Source organism: Pseudomonas sp. 10-1B, assembly GCF_000935045.1.
Classification (GTDB): domain Bacteria; phylum Pseudomonadota; class Gammaproteobacteria; order Pseudomonadales; family Pseudomonadaceae; genus Aquipseudomonas.
Window position 1 is genome coordinate 132683 of record NZ_JYKS01000001.1, and the last position, 15978, is coordinate 148660.

17 protein-coding genes are annotated in these 15978 nt (G+C 61.6%); all 17 read left to right on the plus strand.

Going from position 1 to position 15978, the window contains the following annotated elements; genetic code table 11:
- Positions 1-9 precede the first annotated feature (9 nt).
- The 17 genes from TZ03_RS00570 to TZ03_RS00645 all read left to right on the plus strand — a co-directional run bounded on the left by TZ03_RS00570 (position 10) and on the right by TZ03_RS00645 (position 15735).
- Positions 10-660, plus strand: coding sequence for a SurA N-terminal domain-containing protein (locus TZ03_RS00570; protein WP_051094987.1), 651 nt, complete (start codon positions 10-12; stop codon positions 658-660).
- Positions 661-899: 239 nt separating this feature from the next.
- The gene (locus TZ03_RS00575) at positions 900-1433 is read left to right on the plus strand and encodes a response regulator (RefSeq protein WP_051094989.1); all 534 of its coding nucleotides are present in this window, start codon (positions 900-902) and stop codon (positions 1431-1433) included.
- A gap of 183 nt (positions 1434-1616) precedes the next feature.
- Positions 1617-3290, plus strand: a complete 1674-nt coding sequence (locus tag TZ03_RS00580; protein WP_051095387.1) for a GspE/PulE family protein — start codon at positions 1617-1619, stop codon at positions 3288-3290.
- The gene (locus tag TZ03_RS00585; protein ID WP_051094991.1) at positions 3274-4053 is read left to right on the plus strand and encodes a hypothetical protein; all 780 of its coding nucleotides are present in this window, start codon (positions 3274-3276) and stop codon (positions 4051-4053) included. The genes TZ03_RS00580 and TZ03_RS00585 overlap by 17 nt, the downstream gene beginning before the upstream one ends.
- A gap of 1 nt (position 4054) precedes the next feature.
- The gene (locus TZ03_RS00590; protein ID WP_051094993.1) at positions 4055-4597 is read left to right on the plus strand and encodes a PilN domain-containing protein; all 543 of its coding nucleotides are present in this window, start codon (positions 4055-4057) and stop codon (positions 4595-4597) included.
- Positions 4584-5147 carry a type 4a pilus biogenesis protein PilO gene (pilO, locus tag TZ03_RS00595; protein WP_051094996.1) on the plus strand — a complete coding sequence of 188 codons (564 nt, stop codon included), beginning with the start codon at positions 4584-4586 and terminating at the stop codon, positions 5145-5147. The genes TZ03_RS00590 and pilO overlap by 14 nt, the downstream gene beginning before the upstream one ends.
- A complete protein-coding gene (locus TZ03_RS00600; RefSeq protein WP_051094998.1) occupies positions 5147-5656 on the plus strand; it encodes a hypothetical protein in 510 nt (169 codons plus the stop codon). The genes pilO and TZ03_RS00600 overlap by 1 nt, the downstream gene beginning before the upstream one ends.
- Positions 5653-7518: a secretin N-terminal domain-containing protein gene (locus TZ03_RS00605; RefSeq protein WP_051095000.1), complete on the plus strand. Its 1866-nt coding sequence runs from the start codon at positions 5653-5655 to the stop codon at positions 7516-7518. The genes TZ03_RS00600 and TZ03_RS00605 overlap by 4 nt, the downstream gene beginning before the upstream one ends.
- Positions 7515-7994: a type II secretion system protein gene (locus tag TZ03_RS00610; RefSeq protein ID WP_051095003.1), complete on the plus strand. Its 480-nt coding sequence runs from the start codon at positions 7515-7517 to the stop codon at positions 7992-7994. The genes TZ03_RS00605 and TZ03_RS00610 overlap by 4 nt, the downstream gene beginning before the upstream one ends.
- Before the next feature lie 5 nt (positions 7995-7999).
- Positions 8000-8374 (plus strand): type II secretion system protein, encoded by a 375-nt coding sequence (locus tag TZ03_RS00615; protein WP_016713967.1) that lies wholly within the window; start codon positions 8000-8002, stop codon positions 8372-8374.
- The gene (locus TZ03_RS00620; protein ID WP_051095005.1) at positions 8349-8876 is read left to right on the plus strand and encodes a type II secretion system protein; all 528 of its coding nucleotides are present in this window, start codon (positions 8349-8351) and stop codon (positions 8874-8876) included. The genes TZ03_RS00615 and TZ03_RS00620 overlap by 26 nt, the downstream gene beginning before the upstream one ends.
- On the plus strand, positions 8873-9274 hold the full coding sequence (gene csgE / locus TZ03_RS00625) for a curli production assembly/transport protein CsgE (RefSeq protein ID WP_051095007.1): 402 nt from the start codon (positions 8873-8875) through the stop codon (positions 9272-9274). The genes TZ03_RS00620 and csgE overlap by 4 nt, the downstream gene beginning before the upstream one ends.
- The gene (locus TZ03_RS00630) at positions 9271-9684 is read left to right on the plus strand and encodes a curli assembly protein CsgF (RefSeq protein WP_051095010.1); all 414 of its coding nucleotides are present in this window, start codon (positions 9271-9273) and stop codon (positions 9682-9684) included. The genes csgE and TZ03_RS00630 overlap by 4 nt, the downstream gene beginning before the upstream one ends.
- Positions 9685-9718: 34 nt before the next feature.
- Complete coding sequence (locus tag TZ03_RS00635) at positions 9719-10567, plus strand: CsgG/HfaB family protein (RefSeq protein ID WP_051095012.1); 849 nt, start codon at positions 9719-9721, stop codon at positions 10565-10567.
- A 701-nt stretch (positions 10568-11268) separates the two neighbouring features.
- Positions 11269-12333 carry an RHS repeat-associated core domain-containing protein gene (locus TZ03_RS28060; protein ID WP_082056496.1) on the plus strand — a complete coding sequence of 355 codons (1065 nt, stop codon included), beginning with the start codon at positions 11269-11271 and terminating at the stop codon, positions 12331-12333.
- A 514-nt stretch (positions 12334-12847) separates the two neighbouring features.
- Positions 12848-13858, plus strand: coding sequence for an RHS repeat-associated core domain-containing protein (locus tag TZ03_RS28065; RefSeq protein WP_082056497.1), 1011 nt, complete (start codon positions 12848-12850; stop codon positions 13856-13858).
- A 578-nt stretch (positions 13859-14436) separates the two neighbouring features.
- Positions 14437-15735: a hypothetical protein gene (locus TZ03_RS00645; RefSeq protein WP_152645339.1), complete on the plus strand. Its 1299-nt coding sequence runs from the start codon at positions 14437-14439 to the stop codon at positions 15733-15735.
- Positions 15736-15978 lie beyond the last annotated feature (243 nt).

A 15978-nucleotide genomic window follows, 5' to 3' on the forward strand; every position in this document is an offset into this window, starting at 1 on the left:
GAGGTTGCCATGCGTATTCTGTTGCTGTGCCTGATGCTGGTGCTGGCCAGGGCGAGCTGGGCCGATGTGCCAGTGGCACGGGTCAATGGCGTGGAGATCGAGCTGATGCGCCTGGAGCGCTATTTCAGCGAATACCTGGAGGCCCAGGGCCGGGCGCTGACCAGCATCCGCAACCCGACCCTGTACAAGCGCCTGCGCGACCAGGCCCTGGACGAACTGATCGACAAGGAGTTGCTGTGGCAGGAGGCCCAGCGCCGCGGCATCGTCATCAGCGATGAGCAGGTGTCGGCCCATGTCGGGGAGGTCGAAGCTGCGTTCGGCAGCCCGGCGATTTTCGAGCGGCGGCTGGCGCAGGCGGGTTTCGATAGGGCACAGTACACTGATTACACCCGGCACGAGATGGCTGCCCAGCAGGTGTATGCGCAGCTCAGCGCAGTCGACGCGCCGAGCCTGGCCGAAGTGGAGGCATTCTATGAGGCCAACCGAGAAAGACTGCAAGGGGTACAGAACCAAAGTGATAATCCTTCGGTCATACGCGAACAGGGCCTGGTCTTGGCCAGGGCCACGCTCATCGGTCAGCGGGAGGCGCAAGCGCGGCAAGCCGTACGCCAACGTTTGCGTGAGGGCGCTAAAGTGGAAGTCGCCGACCGAGGCCCCTGATGGCGTTTCCCCAATGCTGGGGAATAATGGTTTGGCAATGTGCCATTAGTTTCCCCGCATATGGGGATCTGGTTGGACATGCCTGCCTGCCGCGTTTCGGGTGCTTGATCACACCCTTTTAAAATCAATGAGTTACAGTGGTGCAACATGACTATTCACGCCTGGCACGAAGCCTGCTCAAGCCTGTACAAGGGCGCACTTCGCAGACCGGGTAACCGGGCAGTTCTTGGGAGTCGACCTTGGTGAACAGAGTATTGGTAGTCGATGACGAACAGACTCTTGCGCAGAACCTGCAAGCGTACCTGCAGGCGCAAGGCCTGGAAGTTCATGTTGCCCACGACGGTGCCAGTGGTATCGAGCAGGCTGAACGCCTGGCACCGCAAGTGATCGTGCTGGATTACCGCTTGCCCGACATGGAGGGGTTTCAGGTTCTGGAGGCCGTACGCAAGAACAGGCAGTGCCACTTCGTGCTGATTACCGCCCACCCCACCGTCGAGGTGCGTGAGCGGGCCGCCGAACTAGGCGTGAGTCATGTCCTGTTCAAGCCGTTCCCGCTGGTGGAACTGGCCCGTGCGATCTTCGACCTGATGGGCATCGAGCGCCGGCGCAGGGCCACGGACAACCCGGCTGAAGGGTTCGTCGAACGACGCCAGAACAGGAACGAATCGTTCCCCCTGCAGTTGTACGATGGTAGCTGGGTCCTGGCCGACCGCCGCCGTAATGGCGCCAAGCCCCCAGAGCCCGACGACGATCAACTGCTCACAGGGGAATAGCGGCGCCCGCACCCCTGGCCGAGCCAGCCTGCGACGCGCCCCTGAGCGGAGTCGCAGGCCATGCCAGAAGCATTCGATGCAACCCGGGAATCTGCAAAGCCTGCACTGGCCTCTTCGCGGGCATGCCCGCTCCCACAGGAATCCCAGGGTCTTCAGGTTTGCAGCGAACCTGTGGGAGCGGGCTTGCCCGCGAAGAATCCAGCACCATTGTCAGCCTACCCCCGCGAACTGCTGGCCCAGGCCCGCCTGCAAGCCGGCGACGAACGCCTGCTCAACTGCCTGGAACGCCTGGCCTGCGACACAGCTGACACTTTCACCCAGCGCCTGGGCCTGACCCTGCATTACCCAGTGCTGGACAGCCACACCCTGCTGGCCAGCACCCCACGCTTCGACAAGGTGGCCCTGGCCCAGTGCATGAAGCGCGAGTTCGTGCTGATCGAGCAGGGCGGCCAGTTGCTGGGCGTTTTCGCCGACCCCTTCGACCTCGCCCGCCTGGCCTGGATCGACGATGTGCTGCAAGGCGCACCGCTGTACCTGGCCCATGCCGCGGAGCTGGCTACCTTCCTGGCCCGCCACGAAGAAAGCTTCCATGCCGTCGATGCCCTGGACCATGACCCCGAAGCCAGCAGCGAAAGCGACCCGCTGCAACGTCTGTCGCTGGCCAGCATCAGCGAAGACCAAAGCCGTGTGGTCAAGCTGGTCAACGCCACCCTGTACGATGCCCTCAAGCTGCACGCCAGCGACATCCACCTGGGCATGACTGGCCAGGGCCTGACCATCAAGTACCGCATCGATGGCGTGCTCAACGGCGCCGGCAAGGCCAGCGGCAGCGCCTTCGCCGACCAGGTGATTTCGCGCATCAAGGTCATGGCCGAGCTGGACATCGGCGAAAAGCGCGTGCCCCAGGACGGCCGCTTCAAGGTCGCCGTGGGCGACCGGCAAATCGACTTCCGGGTGTCGATCATGCCCAGCATCTTCGGCGAGGACGCGGTGCTGCGGGTGCTCGACAAGCAGGACTTGTCCGACCGGGTCAGCGGTGTACAGCTGCAGGCACTGGGTTTTGCCGACGAGACCTTGCGCGCGCTGCGCCGGCTGGCCGCCGAACCCTACGGCATGATCCTGGTCACCGGCCCCACCGGCAGCGGCAAGACCACCACCCTGTACGCCATGATCAGCGAGATCAACCATGGCATGGACAAGATCATCACCATCGAAGACCCGGTCGAGTACCAACTGCCCGGCGTGCTGCAGATCCCGGTCAACGAGAAGAAAGGCCTGACCTTCGCCCGCGGCCTGCGCTCGATCCTGCGCCACGACCCGGACAAGATCCTGGTCGGTGAAATCCGCGACCCCGACACCGCGCAGATCGCCGTGCAGTCGGCGCTCACCGGCCACCTGGTGTTCACCACCATCCACGCCAACAACGTGTTCGATGTGATCGGCCGCTTCAGCCAGATGCAGGTCGACCCCTACAGCTTTGTCTCCGCGCTGAACGCGGTGCTGGCCCAGCGCCTGATCCGCCTGGCCTGTCCGCACTGCGCCACACCCTGTGAAGTCGATGACGACACCCTGTATGGCTCGGGCCTGACCCGTGCCGGCGTGGCCGGCTGGACGTTCGTCCGCGTACAAGGCTGCGGCCAGTGCCGCGGCAGTGGTTACCGCGGCCGCAGCGCCATCGCCGAGCTGCTGCACCTGGACGACGAGCTGCGGCAGATGATCGTCGAGCGCCGCCCCCTGTCGCAAATCAAGACACTTGCCTGCCAGCGCGGCCTGCGCCTGCTGCGGGCTTCGGCCCTGGATCTGGTCCGCGATGGCCGCACCACTCTCGAGGAGATCAACCGTGTCACATTCATCTGATCGTTTCTGTGCCGTGCTCGGCGCCGAAGGTGTCGGCTTGGGTCGCTGGCACGCCAACCACCATCAGTGGCTGGGCAGTCGCGAGTTCACCTGCGACGCCGCCCAACCAGCCTGGGAAGCCGCCGTCGCTGCGCTGGCCTCGCTGCTGGCCGAGCATGCCGTGCGCGGTGCCCAGTTGCGGGTTCTGCTGTCGGCCCGCTACAGCCGCTTCTGCCTGGTGCCCTGGAGTGATGCCATTGGCCACCCGCGCGAGCTGGACGCCTATGCCCGGGCCTGCTTCGAAAACCTCTATGGGCAACCGCTGGACGACTGGCGCATCGTGCTGTCGCCGGAGCCGGCCGGTGCTGCCCGCATCGCCACGGCGCTGCCCGAAGCCCTGTTGCAACGGCTGCAGGCATTGGGCCGGGAAAGCCGCCTGAACCTGCGCTCGGTGCAGCCGTACCTGATGGCTGCCTACAACCGCTGCTCGGCGCAGCTGCAAGCGGGTGACTTCCTGTTCGTGCTGGCCGAGCCACGGCGCAGCGTGCTGCTGCTGGCCGCTGGCGGGGCCTGGCAACAAGTGCTGGCGCAAGGCTGCGCCGACAGCGACCAGGCCCTGCAGGCGCTGATCGAGCGCACCAGCGAGCTGTACGGCGAGCACCTGCCACGGGTCTACCTGCATGCCCCGGGCCGGGGCGACGTAGCGCAAGTGGCAGCGGTACAGCTGTGCCAGCCGGCCAGCGACACCGACCCGCTGTGCGCCATGTGGCGGGCGGTGGCCTGACATGCGCCGCCTCGAACTGGAGTTCCAGCCCCGGCGCAGCGGCCCGTTGGCCTGGTCGCTGCTGGCCCTGGGCGGTGCCGTAGTCGCCGGCCTGGTACTGCTGCAGCAAAGCTTGCAGGCCGAGCAGGTCGACCTCGAGGCCCGTGTGCACAACCTGGAGCTGCAACTGGGCCGCCGCCCGGCCACCACCGCGCCACAAAACAGTGCCGCCAGCCGCGAGCAGGCCGAGCGCCTGGCGCAGATGCGCAGTGTTTCGCAGCAATTGCAACGCCCGTGGCAGCAGTTGTTCAGCATGCTCGAAGCGCAGCCGCAGGACGACGTGGCGCTGCTCAGCCTGGCCCCGGACGCGCGCAAAGGCCAGGTCCGCATCGCCGCCGAGGCGCGCAACCTGGAAGCGATGCTGCAGTACCACCAGCGCCTGGACGCCAGCGATGAACTCAGCGATGTGTCGCTGCTCAACCACGAGGTGTTGGCCGCGCAGCCCGAGCGTCCGGTGCGTTTCACCCTTACCGCCACCTGGGAGACCGGCCATGCGCGCCCTTGAATCGCTCAATAGCCTGATTCTCCAGGAACGCCTGCGCCGCGTCGGGCCGGTTGGCCTGGCTGCGGTTGCCGCAGGTCTGCTGGCCATTGGCGTGGTGTGCGCCGGGGTACTGCCGCAGTGGCAGAGCGTGCGCGAACTGCGTGCCGCCGAAGCGGACGCCAGCGTGCAGCTCGAGCGGGTCAAGCGTGGCGAGCTGAAGATCGCCATCAAGCCCGAGCAGCAGGCCCTCGACAGCCTGCGCCAGCAACTGCCGGGGCAGCCCCAGGCCAGCGAGCTGATCGAGCGGCTGTACCGCCTGGCCAGCGCCGAGCGCATCAGCCTGGCCCGTGGTGAATACGCCTTGGGTATCGACCCCAAGACGCAACTGGCGCGCTACCAGATCGTGCTGCCGGTGCGCGGCAGCTATCCGCAGATTCGCGGCTTCCTCAAGGGCCTGCTCAAGCAACTGCCGACCCTGGTGCTGGAAGACCTGGAACTGCAACGCAAACGCATCGGCGACAGCGAGCTCAATGCCCGCCTGCGCATGACCCTTTACCTGTCGAGGTCGTGATGAACACACAACGTGCAGTGATCTGGGTCGGGTTTTTGGGCGTGAGTGCGGCGCTGGCCTGGGCACCGGGGCATTGGTTTGGCCAGGAAGACGGCGTCGCGGCCTTCGCGGGCTTGCCCGCTCCCACAGGTGCAGCGGACACCGTCAAATCTGTGGGAGCGGGCAAGCCCGCGAATCGGGCAGAACAGGCCTCCAAAAATCTCTTCCCTACCCAGCAATGGAGCAAACCCAAAGCCCTGGCCACTGTCACCGAACAGCCCGTGATCGCCGCCCCGGTGGCAGCCCCGGCCCCAACTGCCCCCGAACTGCCATTCCAGTTCATCGGCCGCATGGGCGAGCGCGACGACCTGCAGGTGTTCCTGCAGAGTGGCGAAAAGCTCTACGTCGTGCGTCAGGGCGACGTGATCGAAGACACCTATCGCCTCGACCGGGTATCGGCCAGCGAACTGAACCTGGTCTACCTGCCTTTGCATCAGTCCCAGACCTTGACTGTAGGGAGCGCACCATGAAGTCGTCGAAGCTGTGCAAGCCTGCTCCGTTCCTGCTCGTGGCGCTGTGCGTGGCCATTGCCGGCTGCGGTTCCAGCGCGGTACGCAAGGACAGCGACCAACTGATGAAAGAAGGCCAGTACGAAGCCGGCATCGCCCGCCTGGAAGAAGCCCTGCGTGACAAGCCACGCGACACCGAGCTGAACATCGCCCTGGCCCACAGCCGCCAGGCCGCGGTCGAGGCGCTGCTGACCCAGGCCGATGCCGACCGCATCCGTCACGATTTCGCCGGCGCCCGCATGGGCTATGGCCGGGTGCTGACCCTGGAGCCGAACAACCGCCGCGCCCAGGAAGGCATCCGCCAGCTGGAGCTGATTCGCACCCTCGACGAGCGCGTGGCCCTGGGCCAGGCAGCGTTGCGCCAGGGCGACTTGTTCGGCGCCGAGCGCTACATGCGCGAAGTGCTGCGCCTGGACCCGCAAAACCAGAAAGGCATCGCCCTGCGCAGCGATATCGAGAACGTGCAGGCGCGCACCGCGCAGCCGTTCCCGCAGTTGCGCAGCAAGCTGGAGCGGCCGGTGACCCTGGAGTTCCGCGATGCCAACCTGAAGACCATCTTCGAGGTGCTGTCCCAGGTCGCCGGCATCAACTTCATTTTCGACAAGGACATGCGCCCGGACATGAAGGCCACCATCTTCGTGCGCGAGGTGCGTATCGAGGACGCGGTGGCGCTGTTGCTGGAGCAGAACCAGCTGCGCCAGAAGATCGTCAACGACAACACCCTGATGGTCTACCCCGACTCGCCGCAGAAGACCAAGGACTACCAGGAACTGGTCATGCGTACCTTCTACCTGACCAGCATCGATGCCAACACCGCACTGAACATGGTCAAGACCATGCTCAAGACCCGCGATGTGTTCGTCGACGAGCGCCTCAACACCCTGACCATGCGCGACACCCCCGATGCCGTGCGCATGGCCGAGAAACTGTTGCAGTCGCAGGACCAGTCCAACCCGGAAGTGGTGCTGGAAGTGGAGGTGATGGAAGTGGCCACCTCGCGCATCCTCGACCTTGGCCTGCAATGGCCCAATACCTTTGGCGTGTTGACCTCCGATGGCAAGCCGGTGAGCGTGCTCGACCAGCTGCGCGGCATCAACTCCAGCCGCATCAGCATCTCGCCGTCACCGCAGGCGAAGATCAACGCCCAGGACAAGGACATCAACACCCTCGCCAGCCCGGTGATCCGCGTCAGCAACCGGGAGCAGGCGCGCATCCACATCGGCCAGCGGGTGCCGATCATCAGCGCCACTTCGGTGCCGTCCACCCAAGGCCCGGTGATCACCGAAAGCGTCACCTACCTGGACGTGGGCCTGAAGCTTGAAGTGCAGCCTACCGTGCACCTGAACAACGAAGTGGCGATCAAGGTGGCCCTGGAAGTGAGCAACGCCACCCCGCTGGAAGCCACCCGCCAGGGCACCATCCCGGTCCAGGTCGACACCCGCAACGCCCAGACCAGCCTGCGCCTGCACGATGGCGAAACCCAGGTGCTGGCCGGGCTGGTGCGCAACGACCACAACGCCAGCGGCAACAAGATCCCCGGCCTTGGCGACATCCCTGGCCTGGGCCGGCTGTTCGGCAGCAACAAGAACGACATGAGCAAGTCGGAGCTGGTGCTGGCGATCACCCCGCGCATCGTGCGTAACCTGCCGTACCAGAGCCCGTCGGACATGGAGTTCGCCACCGGTACCGAGTCGGCCATGCAGGTACGCCAGATGGCGCCGCTGCCGCCGCTCGATGTACCCGGCAATGCGCCGACCACCGACGCGCCTGTAGTGGAAAGCCAGATGGCGATCGCCCCGCTCAAAGGGAGCCCACAGCCATGAAACGGCCACGCCGCATGCAGGGCTTCAGCCTGATCGAAGTGGTGCTGACCCTGGCACTGCTCGGGCTGCTCGCCAGCATGGCCGCGCCGCTGACCGAAACCGTGGTGCGCCGCGGCAAGGAGCAGCAGCTGCGCGAGGCGCTGTACCAGATTCGCGATGCCATCGACGCCTACAAGCGGGCGTTCGACGCCGGCTACATCGAGAAGCGTGTGGACGCCAGTGGCTACCCGCCGAACCTGCAAGTGTTGGTCGACGGCGTGCGCGATGTGCGCAGTGTCAAGGGCGCCAAATTCTACTTCCTGCGGCGCATCCCGCACGACCCGCTGCTGGCGCAGAAAGGTGACGACGCCGGTGGCTGGGGCCTGCGCGCCTACGACAGCAGCCCCGACAGCCCGCGCGAAGGCGAAGACGTGTTCGACGTGTATTCCAAGGCCCGCGGCAAAGGCCTCAACAACATCCCTTATGGGCAATGGTGACAGCCATGAAACGCAGCAAAGGCTTCACCCTGATCGAATTGTTGGTGGTGATGGCGATCATCGCCACGCTGCTGACCATCGCCATGCCGCGCTACTTCAACAGCCTGGAAAGCTCCCGCGAAGCCACCCTGCGCCAAAGCCTGGCGGTGCTGCGCGAGGCGCTGGACCACTACTACGGCGACACCGGCCACTACCCGGACTCGCTGGAGCAACTGGTGGAGCAGCGCTACCTGCGCAACACCCCGGTCGACCCGATTACCGAGCGCAGCGATGCCTGGCAACTGGTGCCGCCGCCTGAAGGCGTGGCCGGCGGTGTGGCTGATATCAAGAGCGGTGCCACAGGGAGGGCGCGTGATGGCAGTCTCTTCGCTGAATGGTAAGGCCAACGGCGGCTTCACCTACCTTGGCGTGTTGCTGCTGATTGCGGTCAGCAGCGTGGCCCTGGCCGCCACCGGAACGATCTGGGCCAGTGCCGCCCAGCGTGACCGCGAGCGCCAGCTGCTGTGGGTAGGCAGCCAGTACGCCCAGGCGCTGCGCAGCTACTACCGCGCATCCCCTGGGTTGGCCCAGTACCCGCAGGACCTGGCCGACCTGCTGCAGGACAACCGCTTCCCGCAGGCCAAGCGGCATATTCGCCGGCTCTACCCCGACCCTGTCAGTAACAGCGACGAGTGGGGCCTGCTGCGTTCGATCGACGGCCGCATCACCGGGGTGTACAGCCGCTCGGACGCCACCCCGTTCAAGCGCAGCGGCTTCAGCGCCGAATGGAGCGGTTTCGAAGGGTTGGAGCACTACAGCGATTGGCAATTCGTCGCCGAGCAGGCTTTCAGCGAAAGCGCTGGCGGCGTGCAGACCCATGCCGGGTCAGGAGACATGCCATGACCCGCCTGGCTGCGCTGTGCCTGGGCCTGCTGCTGGTGGCGGGGTTGCCCACCGCGGCCAAGGCCGGGGAAGAGGACGAGATGATGGGCTTCATCGTCGACAACACCATCTCGCACATCGGCCACAACTTTTACTACTACTTCGCCGACCGCCTGCGTGCCACCAGCCGCCTGGACTTCAACCTGGTGGTACGCGAACGCCCGGATGCCCGCTGGGGCAGCCTGGTCACCGTGGAATTCGAGCGTGAGGTGCTGTACCGCCGCTTCCTGCCACCGAACACCACCGAACTCAAAGACGAGGCGGTTGCAGCTGCCGACCTGGTCAAGCAGCAAATCATTCAACGCAAGCTGCAACGCCTGCTGCAGGACACCACCGATCTGGAGAGGGACGAGCTATGAACCACCGCATTCGCCGTTGCATCGCCGCCTGCCTGCTGGCCAGCGCATGTGCTGCCCAGGCCACGGAGCTGGTGTACACCCCGGTCAACCCGGCCTTTGGCGGCAACCCGCTGAACGGCACCTGGCTGTTGAACAACGCCCAGGCGCAGAACGACTACGACGACCCGGACCTCAAGAGCCGTAACTCGGCCTTTACCGGTACCACGGCCCTGGAGCGCTTCAGCAACCAGCTGGAGTCGCGGATGTTGTCGCAGTTGCTGGACAACATCAGCAATGGCCAGACCGGGAGCATGGCGACTGGTGCGTTTCTCATCGACGTCATCGACGATTCCGGGGCCTTGAGCATCAGGGTCACCGATCGCGCCACAGGAGAAATTTCGATCATTGAGGTCAGCGGCCTGAACCCCTGAGAGGGAAGGGCTTTTATGTTGGGGAGAGAACACCATGAAACGTCTGCTGAGCACACTGCTGATCCTCACCGCGCTGGGCCTGCAAGGTTGTGGCCTGCGCGCACCGATGCCCGCTGAACAGGATTCGGAAACCCCGACCCTGACCCCACGCGCCTCGACCTACTACGACCTGATCAACATGCCCCGGCCCAAGGGCCGGCTGATGGCGGTGGTGTACGGTTTCCGCGACCAGACCGGGCAGTACAAGCCCACCCCGGCCAGCTCGTTTTCCACCAGCGTCACCCAGGGGGCGGCAAGCATGTTGATGGACGCCCTGAATGCCAGCGGCTGGTTCGTGGTGCTGGAGCGCGAGGGCCTGCAGAACCTGCTGACCGAGCGCAAGATCATCCGTGCCTCGCAGAAGAAACCCGACGTGCCGGAAAACATCATGGGTGAGCTGCCGCCATTGCAGGCTGCCAACCTGATGCTGGAGGGCGGCATCATCGCCTACGACACCAACGTGCGCAGCGGCGGGGAAGGCGCCCGTTACCTGGGGATAGACATCTCCCGCGAGTACAGGGTGGATCAGGTGACCGTGAACCTTCGCGCCGTGGACGTGCGTACTGGGCAGGTGCTGGCCAACGTGATGACCAGCAAGACCATCTACTCGGTCGGGCGCAGTGCCGGGGTATTCAAGTTCATCGAGTTCAAGAAGTTGCTGGAGGCGGAGGTGGGGTACACCACCAATGAACCGGCGCAGCTGTGCGTGCTGTCGGCGATCGAGGCGGCGGTGGGGCATTTGCTGGCGCAGGGGATCGAGCGGCGGCTGTGGCAGGTGGCGGGGGATGTGGGGGATGGCAAGGCTACGGTGGACAAGTTTCTGAGCCAGAATCAGCAGCCTTGAGTGGCTTTGCTGGCCTCTTCGCGGGTGAACCCGCTCCCACAGGTACTGCACAGTGCTCAAGCCTTGTGTAGATCCTGTGGGACATTCTATGGTTTCTGGCAAGGGCATCAGGGTTGCTGGGTGCTCGCCACAACTGCTTCAGCGCGTGTGGCAAACACCTGTCAGCCCTGATGCGATCCCTGTGGGAGCTGGCTTGCCGGCGATAGGGCCAGTCCAGGCAAACAAGACAGTGGCTCCCCCATTGACCGCGTCAGCCGGTGAGAAATGGGGGAAGGTACCGTAGATGGGGGAGGGCTGGCTTGGGTTCTATGTTGGGGTTTCGAGGCGCCTGGCGATAGAGATTTGGCGCGGATTCGCGGGTAAGCCCCACAGGCATAGCGTGAGCCCGAAACCTGCAGAGTACCTGTGGGAGCGGGTTCACCCGCGAAGAAGCCAGCGCGGCGGCGCAGACGATACCCAAAGCATCTCAGGCTTGCGTAGACAGTTCAATTGCTGCTGGGTTAGCACGGATTCGGCAACATGAAAACTAGTGTTTTTGCCAGTGGAGAGTTTTGCAGTTGTTTGTAACTCTCTAGGCCTATGGAGGGCGGCGGCAAAAACTGAGTGCAGTGAGGGACATTAGGGATGGTCAGGTGGTATTCCAAGATCTAACGAGACGCCCTTTTTGGCGCGCAGTTAAGGCGAGTTCAAGGAGAATTCCAATGGTGCCGAATGCTTCCATCCAAAGGGCTGAATTCAGGATCAATCGTTTTTATTGCAATGGTCGTATCTCCAATGAGTTGCAGGGTGAGTCAGATATTACAGTTGCTCAACAGGGTAGTCAGCTGCTGGCTCTTCAGTTTCGCAAGGTAGGCGCGCGCGGTTCTACGTTGCTATCTGTGGATCAACAACGAAGTATCCTAAGCCGGGTTGACCAATATCAGCCCAAACGGCCTCTTGCCTATACGCCTTATGGCCATCACTCGCCAGTTTCCGGTTACCTTGGCTTCAATGGCGAGCGACTTGATTCGGTCACTTTGCATTATTTGCTTGGGAATGGCTATCGAGGCTTTAATCCGGTTTTGATGCGCTTCAATTCCTCGGATAACATGAGTCCGTTTGGGCAGGGTGGTTTGAATTCATACGCCTACTGTCAAGGAGACCCAGTAAACCTGCATGATCCAAGCGGGCATTTTGCCCTAGGAAAGTTTTTTTCGCGAATTTTCAGGGCTTTTTCTGGTAAATCGAAGCCTAAGACCGTCCCGCAGGGGACGCAGATGGGGGCGGCTCAATCAAGCACTACCGATTTGTCTATTGGTATGTCTTCATATCGAAGACCGAGGTCAAAGTCACTATCATCGCAGCCTGTTAGACCGCCCTCCGTGAATGACGTTAATGGCTGGGATTTGATCGGCTTTCATGGGAGCTCAAGCGAGCATGCCAAAAGCCTGATGTCCGGGCTTGATCCGCGAAAAATGGGAGCTAACGGCCTAACAATGGGCGAAGGGTTTTATGCATCGATTACACCAGATATTCCAGGGTTTATGGCTAGGAACAGTGTGATAGGGCGTGGCGGTGAGCCACAGATTTTTGGTGTGTACACACAAAATCAAGCCCGGCTCAAGCCGGGGCTGGATTTTAAGTTTGGTGTGCGTGGTAAGGTGCCTCAGAATCGTAATCAACTGGAGATTGTAATTCAAAAGGAAGCTTATAATCTGGTTGTTGTCCGAGTGGCAGATGTACGAAGTAAAGTGTCGCTCCCACGAGCTTACGAAGCCCCTTTCTGAATGGACGAACTGCTCGGGCTGCAGGGCCGCCAACCTTATGTTGCAGGGCGGCATCATAGCCTACAACAACTCGATCAGGTTCGGTCGCAATGCCGGGGTGTTCAAGTTCATCGAGTTCAAGAAGTTGCTGGAGGCTGAGGTGGGGTACGGCTTTGCGGGCTCTTCGCGGGTGAACCCGCTCCCACAGGGTCCCTGCTAAATCAGAAAGTTATGTGCAGTTCTATGAGAGCGGGTTCATCCGCGAAGAATCCAGCGCGGCGGCGCAGGCGATACCCCAAAGCATCTCAGGCTTGCGCAGGCAGTTTAATTGCTGCTGGATTAGCACGGATTTGGCATGAAAACTAGTGTTTTTGCCAGTGGAGAGTTTTGGCGTTATTTGTAACTCTCTAGGCCTATGGAGTATACCTCGCATCTGATTGCTGTGAAGGACATCAGGGATGGTCAGGTGGTATTCCAAGATCTAACGAGACGCCTTTTTAGACGCGCGGTTAACGCGAGTACAAGGAGAATTCCAATGGTGCCGAATGCTTCCATCCAAAGGGCTGGATTCAGGATCAATCGTTTTTATTGCAATGGTCGTATCTCCAATGAGTTGCAGGGTGAGTCAGATATTACAGTTGCTCAACAGGGTAGTCAGCTGCTGGCTCTTCAGTTTCGCAAGGCAGGCGCGCGCGGTTCTACGTTGCTAGCTGTGGATCAACAACGAAGTATCCTAAGCCGGGTTGACCAATATCAGCCCCAACCGCCTCTTGCCTATACGCCTTATGGCCATCACTCGCCAGCTTCCGGTTACTTTGGCTTCAATGGCGAACGACTTGATTCGATCACTTTGCATTATCTGCTTGGGAATGGCTATCGAGGCTTTAATCCGGTTTTGATGCGCTTCAACTCCCCGGATAATATGAGTCCATTTGGGCGGGGTGGTTTGAATTCATACGCCTACTGTCAAGGAGACCCAATAAACCTGCAAGATCCAAGCGGGCATTTTGCCCTAGGAAAGTTTTTTTCGCGAATTTTCAGGGTCTTGTTTGGTAAATCGAAGGCTAAGGCCGCCCCGCAGGGGACGCAGATGCCCGCGGTTCAATCAAACACTACCGAGTTAACTACCGGTATCAATGCGGCAGGTTTTGATTCGGTGTCCCTGCCCGCTAGCCCGCGGGGTAGTCTCTCTGAATATGATTTAATAGGCTATCATGGCAGTGTTCAAAAACATGCAGCTTCGCTGGAGGCGGGAGTTAAATCTCAAACGGGTGGGAATGATATATATGGGAGTGGTTTTTATTTTTCTCAGAGAAAATCCGTTGCGTCAGGGTTTGCTGAGCAGCGAAGTCATAGCAATCAAAGTCCGGGGCACGTGTTTGGGGTGTATGCAAAAGATTTTAATAAGTGGGTGAAGGGGGTTGACTTCGATTATTATGCAGATGGTATAGCTCTAAAAGTCAATCCGGTGGCTTTTGATAAATTAGTCATTCGGGGGCGTGTAGAAGGCAAGCTTGTTCGGAGACAATCAATTGTTGGCAGATGACCTGGTCTGAAACGCTGATCCTCGCCGCTGGCTAAGTTGCCCTCGGGAGAGACTACGGTGGACAAGTACCTGAGCCAGAATCAGCAGCAGTGCTTGGGTTTGAGGGCCTCTTCGCGGGCTTGCCCGCGAAGAATCCAACGCGGTGGTTGGCACCGGCTCTGCCGGTGTTCGCGGCTAAAGCCGCTCCCACAGGGGTGTGGATCACGAGGATGCGCTGGTGCACCTGCCCACGCTGCTCAAGGGGCATTTGCGACCAATCTCAAGGCGCGGGAGGTGGCCAAGGGCATCTGCCGTGACTGTTCAAGTGTGAGCCGTGATTGACCTCAGGGGCCTCTTCCCGAGCTTGCCCGCTCCTACAGGTACGGCGATGGCTTCAGTCTTGGCGCGAACCTTGTGGGAGCGGGCAAGCCCGCGAAGGCCGGTGTAGGCGCCACATCATTTTTATCACTGCTGATACCCCGAAGCAGCTTGGTCCAGCAGCGGCAGCCTGTCATTTCTGCCAGTAGCCGTCTCGTCCCTTCCAATGAATAAATGCCTTGGCCACCCCATATTCAAGATTAAGGCCAAGGTCCATTACCATGCGAAAAATCGCTTGCCTGCTTTCTTTATTCATCAGCGGTTGCGTCGCTGTACCGCACTCAACGACATCGAGTGTCGCCTCACTCGATGAGCGAGGCAGCCAGGCAGTCACCGAACTTAGGCGCTGGTACCAAAGCATCACCGACGACTGCGGCGGCCCGGACAAACCCGGCTACTTGTGCAGCGGCATCGCCCTGCGCACCACGGGCAGCAGCCTGGACTTCTTGCCATGGGAGCCCAGCGACAGCCAGATCACCAAGGGCAGTGTCGCGTTTTCCTGGCTACGCCAAGACAGCAACTTCGGCAAGCCATTCGGTAATCAGAACGGTTTGATCATGTATCCGACCCAGGCAGTACCTGAAGGCAAAGTTGCCAATCTGCACATGCTGTGCACCTTCCCGATCAACGCCAACACCAACCAGCGGCCCACGTTGCAAGGCTGCGGGCCGATCACGGGTTATGAGCAAACGACCGACACCTGCCAAGCGCTCGGTATAACCACACCGCAGCAATGGCTGGAGCGTTATCCGCAGGCCGGCAATTACCGTGTATGCGGATGGGACATGCGTGCGCTTGAAGGCTCCAGCGCTGAAGGTTTCCAGACGGCCATCACCGCGCGCGCTGGCCTGGCTGACGATCTGTGGAGCATCAACAACGAAGTGTTGCTGCCGGTGTGGGAAAAGGGCAAGAGTGGGACGCTGCCGGTGCATTCGTTCTTCTACGTCGAGGGGGAGCGCGAGGCATTGGCCAAGGCGCAGTACGACCAGATTCGTTACCAGCAGCATCACCAACAGCTGATCCCGGTGATGCGAGTAGCGTTCCCCGATAACAAGGCAGGCAGCGCCACGTTTACCTACGATGCACAAGACCAGGCAGTGGGACGCCCGACACCTACGCCTTCTGTCAATTTTGAGGCGCTTGCGGTCGGTCAATACCCGCAGGTCATTTCCAACGGTGTCGTGTTTCAGTTGGACCGCAGTAAGCGTGGGGTAAGCGACAATTCACACGAAGCCAGCGAAGGGCGAATCGTGGGCAAGCACCTCGAGGTGGACTCCACCATCAAGTTCGTGCTTGAAGGCGCCGGGAGGCGGCTGGTGCGGTTTTCCTGGGGGTGTAACACCTACTGCGGGATGCAGACCGAGATTGCGGGAGATTATGACGAGCTGTCCGAAGAGGGGCCGGGTGCCATGCGCTATGGAATGAAGGAATTCATCATTGATGGGCCTGAAGTGGTGGTTGTGTCTGTAGACACTGAAGAGGACGACAGCCTGCTGGTGCTGGATAACCTGGAAGTGTAGGTGCTGCCCGCCCGGTAGGGAGTTGTAGTTGACCTTGAAGGCCTCGCTACAGGTAGGCGTCTTTCGTGAGATCACGCTGTCCTGTGGGAGCGGGTTTACCCGCGAAGAGGCCGGTGCAGGCGGCACATTATATTGATCACTGCTGCAAACACCTGTCAGCCCTGATGCGGCCCCTGTGCGGGCAAGCCCGCCAAGCAGGCGACGCGTTGGATGGCGCCGGCTGCGCCGGTGATCGCCGGCAAG

What these genes read in the sequence shown, in the direction of transcription:
- TZ03_RS00570 (WP_051094987.1), top strand. Translation starts at nt 10, where the DNA reads ATGCGTATTCTGTTGCTGTGCCTGATGCTGGTGCTGGCCAGGGCGAGC.
- TZ03_RS00590 (WP_051094993.1), top strand. Translation starts at nt 4,055, where the DNA reads ATGCGCCGCCTCGAACTGGAGTTCCAGCCCCGGCGCAGCGGCCCGTTG.
- pilO (WP_051094996.1), top strand. Translation starts at nt 4,584, where the DNA reads ATGCGCGCCCTTGAATCGCTCAATAGCCTGATTCTCCAGGAACGCCTG.
- TZ03_RS00600 (WP_051094998.1), top strand. Translation starts at nt 5,147, where the DNA reads ATGAACACACAACGTGCAGTGATCTGGGTCGGGTTTTTGGGCGTGAGT.
- TZ03_RS00605 (WP_051095000.1), top strand. Translation starts at nt 5,653, where the DNA reads ATGAAGTCGTCGAAGCTGTGCAAGCCTGCTCCGTTCCTGCTCGTGGCG.
- TZ03_RS00610 (WP_051095003.1), top strand. Translation starts at nt 7,515, where the DNA reads ATGAAACGGCCACGCCGCATGCAGGGCTTCAGCCTGATCGAAGTGGTG.
- TZ03_RS00615 (WP_016713967.1), top strand. Translation starts at nt 8,000, where the DNA reads ATGAAACGCAGCAAAGGCTTCACCCTGATCGAATTGTTGGTGGTGATG.
- TZ03_RS00620 (WP_051095005.1), top strand. Translation starts at nt 8,349, where the DNA reads ATGGCAGTCTCTTCGCTGAATGGTAAGGCCAACGGCGGCTTCACCTAC.
- csgE (WP_051095007.1), top strand. Translation starts at nt 8,873, where the DNA reads ATGACCCGCCTGGCTGCGCTGTGCCTGGGCCTGCTGCTGGTGGCGGGG.
- TZ03_RS00630 (WP_051095010.1), top strand. Translation starts at nt 9,271, where the DNA reads ATGAACCACCGCATTCGCCGTTGCATCGCCGCCTGCCTGCTGGCCAGC.
- TZ03_RS00635 (WP_051095012.1), top strand. Translation starts at nt 9,719, where the DNA reads ATGAAACGTCTGCTGAGCACACTGCTGATCCTCACCGCGCTGGGCCTG.
- TZ03_RS28060 (WP_082056496.1), top strand. Translation starts at nt 11,269, where the DNA reads ATGGTGCCGAATGCTTCCATCCAAAGGGCTGAATTCAGGATCAATCGT.
- TZ03_RS28065 (WP_082056497.1), top strand. Translation starts at nt 12,848, where the DNA reads ATGGTGCCGAATGCTTCCATCCAAAGGGCTGGATTCAGGATCAATCGT.
- TZ03_RS00645 (WP_152645339.1), top strand. Translation starts at nt 14,437, where the DNA reads ATGCGAAAAATCGCTTGCCTGCTTTCTTTATTCATCAGCGGTTGCGTC.